Origin of the sequence: Streptomyces sp. NPDC006510 (assembly GCF_040611955.1) — a bacterium.
GTDB lineage: Bacteria > Actinomycetota > Actinomycetes > Streptomycetales > Streptomycetaceae > Streptomyces.
Genome location: NZ_JBEXPH010000221.1, coordinates 1 through 12,298 on the forward strand (window position 1 = coordinate 1; position 12,298 = coordinate 12,298).

General features: G+C 68.9%; 7 protein-coding genes and 2 pseudogenes. 4 read left to right on the plus strand and 5 right to left on the minus strand.

Translation table 11 applies throughout. The annotated features are described in order from the left end of the window. Positions 1–391: 391 nt before the first annotated feature. The 5 genes from ABZY11_RS37970 to ABZY11_RS37990 form a co-directional block, all read right to left on the minus strand. The gene (locus tag ABZY11_RS37970; RefSeq protein ID WP_356483534.1) at positions 392–1,225 is read right to left on the minus strand and encodes a carbohydrate ABC transporter permease; all 834 of its coding nucleotides are present in this window, start codon (positions 1,223–1,225) and stop codon (positions 392–394) included. Continuing rightward, positions 1,215–2,195, minus strand: a complete 981-nt coding sequence (locus ABZY11_RS37975) for a sugar ABC transporter permease (protein ID WP_356483535.1) — start codon at positions 2,193–2,195, stop codon at positions 1,215–1,217. Before ABZY11_RS37975 ends, ABZY11_RS37970 begins: the two co-directional genes overlap by 11 nt. Then, positions 2,192–3,454 carry a sugar ABC transporter substrate-binding protein gene (locus ABZY11_RS37980; RefSeq protein ID WP_356483536.1) on the minus strand — a complete coding sequence of 421 codons (1,263 nt, stop codon included), beginning with the start codon at positions 3,452–3,454 and terminating at the stop codon, positions 2,192–2,194. Before ABZY11_RS37980 ends, ABZY11_RS37975 begins: the two co-directional genes overlap by 4 nt. Before the next feature lie 86 nt (positions 3,455–3,540). Further along, positions 3,541–5,127: an FAD-dependent oxidoreductase gene (locus tag ABZY11_RS37985; RefSeq protein ID WP_356483540.1), complete on the minus strand. Its 1,587-nt coding sequence runs from the start codon at positions 5,125–5,127 to the stop codon at positions 3,541–3,543. 5 nt (positions 5,128–5,132) lie between these two features. Next, complete coding sequence (locus ABZY11_RS37990) at positions 5,133–6,182, minus strand: LacI family DNA-binding transcriptional regulator (protein WP_356483537.1); 1,050 nt, start codon at positions 6,180–6,182, stop codon at positions 5,133–5,135. 169 nt (positions 6,183–6,351) lie between these two features. On the opposite strand from ABZY11_RS37990, the gene ABZY11_RS37995 reads away from it, so the two are divergent. The 4 genes and pseudogenes from ABZY11_RS37995 to ABZY11_RS38010 all read left to right on the plus strand — a co-directional run. Further along, positions 6,352–8,760, plus strand: a complete 2,409-nt coding sequence (locus tag ABZY11_RS37995) for a hypothetical protein (RefSeq protein WP_356483538.1) — start codon at positions 6,352–6,354, stop codon at positions 8,758–8,760. Between the two features lie 314 nt (positions 8,761–9,074). Beyond that, positions 9,075–10,636 (plus strand): annotated as a pseudogene (locus tag ABZY11_RS38000) (alpha-amylase family glycosyl hydrolase). 19 nt (positions 10,637–10,655) lie between these two features. Next, the gene (locus ABZY11_RS38005) at positions 10,656–11,738 is read left to right on the plus strand and encodes a hypothetical protein (protein WP_356483539.1); all 1,083 of its coding nucleotides are present in this window, start codon (positions 10,656–10,658) and stop codon (positions 11,736–11,738) included. Between the two features lie 23 nt (positions 11,739–11,761). Next, positions 11,762–12,298 (plus strand): annotated as a pseudogene (locus ABZY11_RS38010) (DUF3592 domain-containing protein); the annotation flags it as partial.

Here is a 12,298-nt window from a genome sequence, read left to right on the forward strand (position 1 = left end):
GTAAAACGCATCCACGTCCACGCCTACAGAAAGAAACAGCCCACCGAAACCACCATCCACCACCCCGACCCACCCCACATCAAAATCCTCGCCGTTTCTTAACTAAGCGGCATTGCCTTGCGGGGTACCGCATTCCCGCTTCAGTAGGGTTCCATCGGGCATCGCGAGCGGTACTTCAAGCCACCGCCGCACGCACAGCTTCACGGCTCACTATCCAGCTCCTCCGTACTCGCTTGTAACCAGCTCGCGCATACCGTCCCTGTCGTCAGGAGCAGAGAACAGACCGCGATGAGACCTCGCCGCCCCCTCCCGTCGCGGTCCCGGAATCAGACGGCCGTGGCGCGGTGCCAGAGCGGCGACAGGCGGCTGCCGACGGTCGCCAACCTGGCGTTCATTTGAGGCCGGAGTGGGACAGGCCTTCGACGAAGTGGCGCTGGGCCAGGACGAAGACGATCAGCATCGGCAGGACGGTCATGGTGGCAGCGGCGAGTTGAGTGTTCCACATCTGGCCGCCGTAGGCGTCGGTGAAGCGGGTCAGGGCCTGCGGCAACGTGAACAGCTCTGGTGACGTGAGGTACACCGTGGGTTCCAGGTAGAGGTTCCAGGAGGCGAGGAAGGTCAGGATCGCCACCGCCGACAGGGCCGGTTTGGCCAGCGGCAGGCAGATCCGCCACCAGATCGCGGGCCGGCCGAGGCCGTCGAGGCGGGCAGCCTCCTCCAGCTCGACCGGGAGAGCGATGAAGAACTGCCGCATGATGAACGTGGCCAGCACACACGGTGCGGCCAGTGCGGTCACCAGGATCAGCGGCCAGTGCGTGTTGATCAGGCCTGCCGATTTGAAGAGCTGGAACAGCGGCACGATCGTCACTTCGCTCGGCACCAGCATCCCGGTCAGCACCACCAGGAACAGCGCATTCGCCCCGGGAAACCGGATCCGGGCGAAGGCGTACCCGGCCAGACTGGACACCGACAGGGTGATCAGTGTGACCAGTGCGGCGATGTAGACACTGTTCAGATACTGCCGGGCAAAGGGCTGAAAGCTGAATGCCTCGGCGTATGCGGACAGTGTCGGTGAGTCGGTCCACAGCGATGGCGGGGCATCGAAGATTTCCGCCAGTGGTTTGACCGACGCGGCGACCATCCAGATCGTCGGCACCACGAACGGGATCGCCAGCACGCCCAGAGCGATCACCAGCAGTACCGACCGGACCCTGTCAGTCCTCATAGAACACCCACTTACGACGCAGCTGCCATTGCAGCAAGGTGAGCAGCATGACGAAGGACAGCAGCATCAGGGCCAGCGTCGAGCCGTAGCCGATGTCGTTGAACTCGAAGGCCTGCTGGAACACGTAGTACACGAGGACCGTGGTGGACAGCTCCGGCCCGCCACCGGTCAGGACGGCGATCTGGGCGAAGGACTGCAACGCTCCGACCACCGTGACGATGACGGTCAGCAGCACCGTCGGGGAGATCAGCGGCAACGTGATCCGGGCGAAGACCGTGCGGCTGTTCGCACCGTCGATCCGGGCGGCCTCGTACAGCTCCCGTGGCACGCCCTGCAAGGCGGCCAGGAACAGCACCATGTTGACCCCGACGCTGCGCACCACCTGTGTGAGGATCACCGACACCATCGCGGTGTCGCCCTCCTGCAGCCAGTTCGGCCCGTCGATCCCGACCGTGCCAAGCAGGCCGTTGATGCCGCCGTTGTCCTGCAGCAGGAAGCCCCAGACCAGGGTCCAGGCGACCACGGAGACCACCACCGGGGAGAAGAACAGCATCCGGAACACCGTGACACCGCGGAACTTGCGGTTCAGCAGGACGGCGATCAGGAGCCCGAGCGTGATGTTGACGACCACCACCCCGCCGGAGAAGAGCACCGTTGCCAGCAGCACCTTGGGCAGTTGCGGATCGTCGGCCAGGGCCGCGTAGTTCTCGCCGCCGACGAAGGTCTGCTTGCCGGTGAAGACGTTCCAGTCGTTCAGGCTGTACCAGATCGCCATGCCGACCGGCAGCAGGACGAACACCGCCACCCCGACGAGCTGCGGCAGGATGAACAGGTAGCCGGTCAGCACGTCCCGCCGGCGGGTCGTCCAGAAGGTCGGCCCGGATGCGCGTGCGGCCTTGGCGACGGCCGGCGCAGCCGCCTGCCCGGCGGCCTGCGGGGTGGCCCGCTCAGCGGCCCGTGTCCTGGTCACTTGGCCAGAATCGGATCGATCGCGGCGCAGACCGAGCGCAGGACGGCCGGGATGTCGGCATCCGGGCGCCACACCGCATCAAGCGCCGTCTTGCCCTTCTGGGCTATCTCCGCCGGGCTGGTGTGGTTGGGCAGCGTGACGGCGTCCGGCAGCTGGTCGACCACCGCGTCCTGCAGCTGGGCGGCGTTGAGGACCTTGTTGTTCGCGGCGAGCTTGTCCCCGGTCAGCAACGACTTCCGCGGCGGCGGGAAGTACTGGGCCAGCTTGGCGGCGTTCTCCGGATTGGTCAGGTACGCGAGGAAGTCCGCCGCCTGGTCCGGATGCTTGCTGGAGGCCAGTACGCCCACCCCGGCCTGGCCGAGGACGGAGTACTTCCCGCGGGGGCCCGCGGGCAGCGGGTAGAGCCCGAAGTCGAACGTGCCGGTCAGCAGCGAGGCGCGGGAGACCTGCGCGATGGTGAAGGCGGCATCGCCGGCGAAGAAGTCGGCGGTGGTGCCCGGGCCCGGCATCGCCTGGGTCTTGAACGCCGCGTCGTGCAGGAAGGTGAAGGCCTGCTGCATCTCGGGGCTGGCGAAGGTGCAGGTCTTGCCGTCCGGACTCCACGCTGACGCGCCCCAGCCGGTCCACACTGTGGCCAGCACGTTCCACGCCTTGTAGTCGAAGTCGCGGACGACGAAGCCGGCCTTGCCGGTCTTGGCGTGGACGGCCGCTCCGGCGGCTGCGACTTGATCCCAGGTCAGTGTGGCCGGATTGATCTTCTGTCCGGCTTTGGCGAGCAGGTCGGTGTTCACGTAGAGGGCGTACGGCGAGTTGGAGAACGGGTAGGCGTACAGCGTGCCGTCGCGGCTGAGCTCCGCTGTCACGCTGTCGAGCAGGTCGTCGTACTTCCAGCCCGGGGTGGCCTTGAGTTTGTCGGTCAGACCGACGAGTGCGTCGGAGGCTATGAGATCCCGCGAGAGGTCGCCCATCCAGGCGAGGTCCGGGGCGTTGCCTCCGGCGATCTGTGTGGTGAGCGTCGTGTTGTAGTCGGCGAATGGCAGGCTCTCGAAGGTGATCTTCGCAACGTCGGGATGGTCGGCCCGGTAGGCGTCGCCAATGCTGTCGAGTAGCTTCAGCTGAGCTTCGTCCGAGGTCCAGACCGTCATCCGCAGCTCTGCTGCCTTGTCCGGAGTGTCGGCCGCCGGCCCGGCGCAGGCCGCGCTGAGTGCAAGGACCGTCGTCAAGGCGACAGCGCTCAGCGCCTTTCTGGTTCTGATCATGGTGGTTCCCTTCGACGTGCTGGTTGGCTGGCCCGGCTCAGTAGCCGGCGACCTCGGGCAGTGCAGTTCGACGCGATCTGTCCGGCTCAGTAGCCGACGACCTCGGGCCAGTGGAGTTCGACGCCGGCCTCGACCAGGCGACGTTGAAGCTGATCGACGAGTGCGGGTTCGGCGGCGACCTGCTGCGGGCTCAGTCCGCGGTCGAGGCAGAACGCGGTGAGCTCGCCCGCGGACTCACCGACGTTCCATTCGACCGGGTGGAGTCGGTAGGCGCCGTTGGTGATGTGGGTGGTGCCGATGTTCTTGGCGGCGGGGATCAGGTTCTGGGTCCGGACCGGGACCAGGGCGCCCAGCGGGATCTCGAACGGCGCCGACTCGACGTCGATGTAGTTGTCGCCGCCGGTCGAGGGGTGCAGGTCGATCCGGTACATCCCCACCCCGACGGATGCATCGAACCGGGCCGGCCCGCCGGACCCGCGGGATTTGATCGAGATGTCCTGTTCGCGGACGGTGGTCAGCGCCTTGATCCGGCGGGATTCCCGGATGTACGGAGCCTGCGCGAAGCCGTCGCTGGTTCCCACCAGATCCCCGCGCAGCCGCAGTCCCGGCCACCCGCGGCCACCGTCGGGCCGGGGCGCCTCGGTCTGCAGCCAGTAGACATAGGCCCGGGACTGCGCCTTTGCCGCGGCCAGATGCTGCAGTCGTTCGGCGGTGTCGATGATCGAGCCGCCGACGTAGTCCAGCTGGGGCCAGTTGGCCAGCACGATGTCGCTGTCGTACAGGCTGTCGGTGAAGGTCTGCCGGGCGGCGATCCGCCGGAACTGCCACAGGTCCTGATCGCCGGCGTCGAACCGCGGATCACCGGAGACGTCCTGCTCCGGATTTACGATCATGGTGCGCTGCTCCGGCACCAGGGTGCGCGGATTGGGCGCGGTGAACGACAGCATCGGCGCGCCCCAGTAGGGCAGCTCGAACGAGCGCCAGTCGTCGTAGTCGTCGGGCCGGGCGATCGTGTGATCCCCGGCGGCATGGTCGAAGACGAAACACCACGCGATCGACTGCACGTTGGCCGGGTCGGCGACGTCGGGAGCGCTCGGCTCACCGGTGTCGGACCGCGCCTCGGTACCGACGACGTAATCGGTGCCGGTCAGCGGCAGCAGGTCACCGGTCTCGGTGCCGTCCAGCACGAACTCCGCCGTGATCACGCTCTGCGCCCCGGTCTGCGGATCCGCGACCGTGACCGTGCGGACCACCCCGTCCACGACCTCGGCCCCGACCGGAACCGCGGGCTGCAGGATGGTCAGCCTGCCGCTCGACCGATACGGCGCGAGGAGAGCGTCGATCACTGCGAGCGCCACTCGCGGCTCGTGGCACAGCCGGCTCACCCGGCCGCGCCCCGGGTTGAGTTCACGGTCCCCGCGAGCCGCCGCCGACAGCGGATAGTGGTCCCGGTAGTAGCGACGGATGTTCTCCCGCAGCCTCCGGTAGCGGGCGGTTACGCCGAACTGCTCCACCCAGATGTGCTCATCCGGTGGCACCGCCTGCGACGTCAGCTGGCCACCCAGCCACGGGTACTCCTCGGTCATCACCACCCGGTGTCCGCGCTGCAGCAGGGCGAGAGCGGCTGCTACCGATCCGAGACCGCCGCCTATGACCGCCACGTCTGTGGCGATCTTGTTCACGACAGCCCTGCCGACCGGGCGACAATGGTGTCGCCCGCTTCGACCTCGGCTGCCAGGAGCCGCTGGGTGTCCAGATCGGCCCACTCCTGCGGGTCGGTGGTGACCAGCCGCTGCAGCAGCTCAAGCGCTTCGGCGGCGACCTTTTTGCGTGGCACGCGAAAGCCCGTCAGCACCCGTCCGTCGGTGCGATGACCACGGACCTCACCGAACGCGGCGACCGAGATCTCGCCAGGCACGTCCACCCCGGCACCGACGAGCGAGAGGATGACATCCTCGGTGAGGAAGGCGTCCTCGGCGATGATCAGCGTGGCCTCCGTGGCCCGAGCCAGTCGGGGCAGCTCGGCGACGCGCTCCTCGCCCACCAGCATGAACGCCATGCGGCCCGCCGCCGAGGCGGCCTCGACCGCGCCGCGCCGGTCCCGCGCAGTGGCGGTGTCGCGGCCGCGGTGCACATACAAGGCCTGGCGGTGTCCGCTGTTCGCAGCCAGGTCGATCACGGCGTCCGCCGGAGTGACATAGTCGACGCCGACGTACGGCACGGCCGCGGCCGTCTCGTCCCTGCGGCCGACCGCGACGAACGGGAACTGCTCGGCGACCAGCCGTTCCAGCTCGGACCCGACCATCTGCTGGCCGAGCAGGATGCAGCCATCGGTGAGCCGCAGCCGGGTCTTGCGATGGAACAGACTGCGGGTGCCGTTCTCGACCGGTGAGGACGTGAAGAACAGCAGGTCCCAGCCGATCGCCTCGGCCGCACGTTCGATCCCGTTCAGCAGCGGGCCGTAGAAGTCCAGGCTCTCCGGCGACAGGGCTTCCTCGTAGGTGAAGACGCCGATGATCTGGTTGTCCAGACCGGCCAGCCGGCGGGCCGCCGGATCGGCGACGTAGGTGGCCTGCTCAAGCGCCCGCTTGACCCGCGCCCGGGTCTCTTCCGGGATACGCACGTTCGTGCCGTCACGGTCGTTCAGCACCACCGAGACGGTGGTCTGGCTGACCCCCGCGATCTCGGCGATTTCGCGCTGGGTGACCCGGCGCGGCTTCGTTGGCATCGATCCTCCGGTGATAATGCGTAACTTCAACAGACCTCGGCGACATTAAACCGCTGGAAACAAGAGCGCAATACCCCTTGACTATCGGGTTGTTGGGTTGAGACCGTCCGTGTCACGACGTTGAAGATAGGCATTATCACGACAGTTCGCGGCCAGACAGGAGCAGACGATGACGACCCCACCTGCCGAAGGCGCCCACCTCAGCCGTCGCGGTCTTCTCGGCGCGGCGCTCGCGGCCGGCGTCGTACTGATCGCCGAGCCCACCCCCGTGACGGCCCTCGCCGCGGACGGCGATGTCACCCTGACCGCCGGCGGGATCAGCCTGCTGGCCGGCATCGGCGGCCGGCTCGCCATACGCGACGCGGCCGGCGTCACCCGCAGCGCCGGGTCGAAGTTCCAGATCAAGGACCAGCTCACCGGCATCCACCTGTCGACCGGCGGCACCCCCGCACTGGCCACCCTGCAGGACGGAACACCGGCAATCCGGATGGACTACGCCTTCGACGCGGCCGCCGGGCAGGCCACCGTCACCGGCTGGTTCAGCGTCACCACCGGGCACGCCCGGCTGGAGTGGCGGATCACCGGCGCGGACACCCTGGTGCCGGACGGCTTTCTGTTCAGCCGGGCGATCCAGACGCCGACCGCGCCCGACGACTACATCGCGATCACCGAATGGGTCCGCGACGCCGGCGGCGGCATCCCCTACGAGGAAACCGTCGGCATCGCACACACCTCGACCTGGGGCAGCCGGCACGGACTGTTCCTGCTGGACCGCTCACGCCAGGCCTGGACGAACGCGACCTGGGTCCACGCACCCGGAACGGCCGACCCGGCCGGCGGGTGGACCAGCCGGGCCGACTTCTTCTTCTCCGACACCAGGCCGTCGGCCACAGCCACCATCGGCCGCGGCCGCGAACTCGGCCTCGAGCTGACCACCGACCGCGACTTCAACCTCTACCAGGTCCCCGGCGAGCCGATGCAGCTCACCGCCCTGGTCGCCAACGGCGGCACCGCACGCCCGGCCGAACTGCAGCTGTCGGTACGCGACTTCGACGGCGCGCAACTGGCCTCCACCACCGTGACCGGCAGCATCGCCGCGGCGGGCACCTGGCAGCACACCTTCACCGTGCCCGCGCCGGCCGCCGGCATCGCGCTCGCCGAGGTCGTCGTACGGTCCGCAGACGACGAGGCCTTCGCCCGGACCAACCTCGCGACCCTGCCACCGTTCACCTACCAGGCCCGCGCGGACAGCATGTTCGGGATCGCCAACTACCCGTGGCTGCAGCGGCCGAGCGCCGACGCCGTACTCGACCTCTGGCAGCGGGTCGGCATCGCACTGGTCCGCATCGCCTACGACGGCGGCCCGGGCTTGCCGCCCTCAGCGTTCGACGCACGTGGCATCCGCCACAACATCGAACTGCAACCGTCACTCGACGCGACCGACACCGAGGCCGCAGCCTGGGCAGCCGACAAACTGACCGTGGCGCAAGGGGCCGGAGCCGGCTACTTCGAGGTCGGCAACGAACTGAACCGGCCGTTCAACACCGGAGCAGCCGCCCAGACCTACCTGGACAAGGCGCTGCGCCCGGTCTTCGACCGACGGGCCGCGACCGGCGCCGCCGTCAAGCTGATGAACAACGGACTCGCCGGGATGGACAATCCCTGGGTGGAGACCTTCATCGCCGCCGGCGGCTGGGACCTGATCGACGCGTTCGCCTATCACCCCGGCCGCGGCAACTTCACCCCGGACTACATACCTCCGGGCGACGACTGGACCACCGGCCCCGAAGGCACGTACTGGAACTTCTACGGCGGACTGAAGCAACTGAAGACGCTGATGGCGCAGCACGGCGAGAAGGAGGTCTGGCTCACCGAAGCCTACGCACCGACCAAGCCGAACAGCTGGTGGCACGACACCTACCGGCACGCCGCCGAGAACGTCCTGCTCAACCTGGCACTGGCGAAAGCCGAAGGCATCACCTGCGTGTGCTGGTACCAGTTCCACGACAGCGTGCTGGGCATGCCGCAGGTCGCCGATCCGGACAACGTCGAATACCACTACGGGCTGATGAACCGCGACCTCAGCCCGAAGCCGTCGCTCCTGGCGTACGCGACCGCGGCCCGCGTACTCGATCAGGCCACCTTCCAGGGCTGGCTGACCTTCCCCGACCCGCAGACCTTCGGCCTGTGGTTCGACACACCCGACGGCCCGGCGGTCGTCCTGTGGAACCGGGCCGACGGCTACTTGCTGAACACCTCCGGCCGGCGCACCGACTGGCACTTCCCCGCCCCCGAGGTATGGATCGACCCATGGCCGACCAAGACCCTCCTCACGGTCACTGCCGGCAACGCCGTACGCCAACTGGACGCCATCGGCCGCAGCCGGCAGCTGTCATCGGCCCGGGGCCAGGTGACACTCACGCTCGACGGCTCGCCACGCATCTTCTACGGCCTGACACCACTGGCCAAGCCCGGCGTCAATACGCTGGCGGGCTGCGGCCGGCGGAGGCCCGGCGAACAACCCGGCGACCGGTTGTTGCAGCCGCCCGGCCCATCCGAGAGGCGTTCCGCAAGGTGATCACCCCGCTCGCCGCACCGGGCATCTTCACCACCGCGATCACCACCTTCACCGCGGCCTGGAACGGGTTTCTCATCGCTCTGTCGATGACGAACCAGCCCGGCATGCAGACAGCGTCGGCCGCCATCTCCACGTTCGCCGGGCGCCACCCGGTTCGAGACCCCCTCCGGCAGCCGGATGACGGCAGGGGTCCTGGTCACCATCCCCCTGGTGATCACGGTGCTGCTCTTCCAGCGTCGCATCGTCGCCGGACTGACCGCCGGCGCGGCGAAGCAGCCGCCCAACACCCCCGCGTCCAAGGAGCAATCAGCCGCATGTCCGTTCCCGGTACCCCACCGTGGTGGCGCAGCGCCGTCATCTACCAGGTCTACATCCGCAGTTTCGCCGACCACAACGGCGACGGCGTCGGCGACATCGTCGGCATCCGCTCCCGCCTGCCATACCTCAAGTCGCTCGGCGTGGACGCCATCTGGATCAACCCCTGGTACAAGTCGCCGATGGCCGACCACGGTTACGACGTAGCCGACTACCGCGCGATCGATGAACTGTTCGGCACCGTGGCCGAGGCCGAGCAGCTCATCGCGGAGGCACACCGGCACGGCATCCGCGTCATCCCCGACATCGTCCCGAACCACACCTCCGACCAGCACGCCTGGTTCCAGGCAGCCCTGGCCTCGGGCCCCGGCAGCCCGGAGCGGGAGCGATACATCTTCCGGCCCGGCCGCGGCCCCGACAGCACCCGGCCGCCCAACAACTGGGTCTCCGAATTCGGCGGCCCGGCCTGGACCCGGCTGCCCGACGGCGACTGGTACCTGCACCTGTTCGCCCCCGAGCAGCCCGACCTCAACTGGAACCACCCCGACGTCCACGCCGAGTTCGAAGCCGTCCTGCGGTTCTGGTTCAGCCGGGGCGTGGACGGCTTCCGCATCGACGTCGCCCACGGCCTCGTCAAAGACCCCGAACTGCCCGATCTGCCACCCCGCCCCGCCCCGGACCGCCAGCAGCCCCGGCAGCACACCGACCACCCGCACTGGGACCGCGACGACGTCCACGACATCTTCCGCACCTGGCGCAAGGTCGCCGACGAGTTCGAGGGTGACCGGTGCTTCGTCGCCGAAGCCTGGGCGGACACCCCGGAGCGCCTCGCCGCCTACGTCCGCAAGGACGCCCTGCACACCGCCTTCAACTTCGACTTCCTCATGGCCGGCTGGGACGCGAAGGAGCTGCGCACGGTCATCGACGACTCCCTCGCCATGCTCGGCGCCGTCGGCGCACCCGCCACCTGGGTCCTCTCCAACCACGACGTCATGCGCCACCCCAGCCGCTACGGCCGAAACGCCGCCAAACGCTGGGTCGCCGGCGAGCGCTACGAACCCGACGGCCCTCTCGACCTGGGCCTGGGCACACGCCGCGCCCGCGCCGCCGCCCTCCTCACCCTCGCCCTCCCCGGCGGCGCCTACATCTACCAGGGCGAGGAACTCGGCCTCCCCGAGGTCGAGGACCTGCCCGAGGAGGTCCTGCAGGACCCCATCTGGGAACGCTCCGGACACACCGACACCGGCCGCGACGGCTGCCCGCCAACTGGAACGAGCTCACTGTCGAGGCACAGACCGGCGACCAGACCTCCATTCTGGAGCTGTACCGCACCACCCTGCGCCTGCGCCGCGAACACCCCGCCCTCGGCGAGGGCACCATGACCTGGCTGGACACGCCACCCGGCGTCCTCGCCTTCCGCCGCGACCCCGGCTTCGTCTGCGTGGTCAACCTCTCCGCCACCCCGTACCCACTCCCCGACCACTTCTCCGTCCTCCTCGGCAGCGCCTCTGTCGAGAACGGTGTGCTGGCAACGGATCACGCGGTCTGGCTCGAAGCCTAGGATGTGCACAATCGACCACATGACAATCACTGCGGGCGCGCCGCCCACATACAACACGCCTGCCGACCTCGCCCTGGGGTTCCTGACGGGTGGTGTGATCGGGGCGTCGCTGACCGCCTTCATCAGCGGGTGCGTCGTCGAGAAGGCGTCGTTGATTGTCCTGGGGCTCGTTCTGCCCGCGGCCTACAGTCTGCTCTTCTTCCTCTGCACTCTGCCGCGCCGGGCCCGTGAGGCGGCCGTCGTACCGCGTACGGCGCTCGCGGTGATCGAGGATCTGGAGGCCGTCAGGGGTGAGACCAGCGACGTGCCGGTGCGGTTCGAGCTGACCGTCGCGCCGGACGACGCACCCGCGTTCCGTGTCGAGTTCCGGCAGGACGTCAACGTCGTCGAGCTTGCCGACTACCGGCCGCGCGGGGTTGTGGTGGTCGAGTATCGACCGGACCGGCCGTGGAAGGTGCGGATCGTGAAGCGGCCGACGCCGGAGTGGGAGGAGCGGGCCGCCGTGGCCCAGGTGGACTCGGTGCCCGGTCCGGCCATGAAGAGCGATTCCCCGGCGGGCTGCGCCGGCGGCCTCCTCACGCTCTTGGGCCTGCTGCTCGGCGCGGTCGCCGTGCTCCTGCTGTTCCGTGCCGTCCTGTTCGACTCCCACGAGGGCGACAGCGGCGCCCCCAAGCCGTCCGTCTCCTCCTCGTCGTCCACAACCACCGTGACGTCGGCGACGGGCACGGTCACCCTCGGTCCTGGCCAGTCGATGCTCGACGCGGGCGAACTACGCAAGGCCGTCGAGTCGTTGACGCAGGGCGCGGACAAGCGTCAGGCGCTCACCGTCGTCGTGCAGGACCGCCTGCTGACGGTCGTCTTCTCCCCCACCGGCGCGACGACCGCCGGGTTCGACCCGAGGTCCCTGCCCTACGATCGCGTCCCCGGCCTGGTCGAGGAGGCGAGGACCACCCTCGGCGTCGACTCCCCGCAGAGCTGGCAGCTCACCGCCGACGGCGTCACCGGCTCGCTCACGCTCAGGGTCGTGGTCACCGGCGGCGGGGGCACGGGAACGCTTCAGGCGGACGGCCGGGGCAAAGTGCTGCGGCGCAGCGGCAGTTGACCGGATCGACAGGAGGAGGGCGTATGGGGTGGGACGAGTTTCTGGTGCTGTGGTGTGCGGTGTGGGGTGTGGCGGCACTGGTCGGGTACGGCATGTCACTGGCCGGAGTGACCAAGGCGCAGCGGACGGTCCGGCTCACAGGGCGGATCGAGCGGGTGCGGGAGCCGCGGCACGGCGGGTCCCGGACGGGCGGGATATCGGTGGTCGTCTCCTACCGCGACCCGGCCTCGGGTCAGGAGGTCACCGTGACGAACGACGGTGAGCGGGGCGAGATGATCACCCCCGCGTGGGAGGGCCGGGAGATCGGGGTCAGCCACCCGCGGGGCAGACCGCACGCCTACCAGTTCTCCAACACTCCGCATGAGCCCAGTCGTGGGCTGGGTTGGCCGAGTTTCGCGGTCTTCCTCGTCTACGTCGGGCTGGTGGTCCTCGCCGCGGTCGACTGGGGGTGGCCGTGGGCGCTGATCGGCTTCGGCGGGCCGTGGGCGGTCTCCGGCGCCGTTCATCTGCCCGGGGCGGTGCGCGCCAAGAACCGCCGCATCGAGAGGCTGGCCGCGATG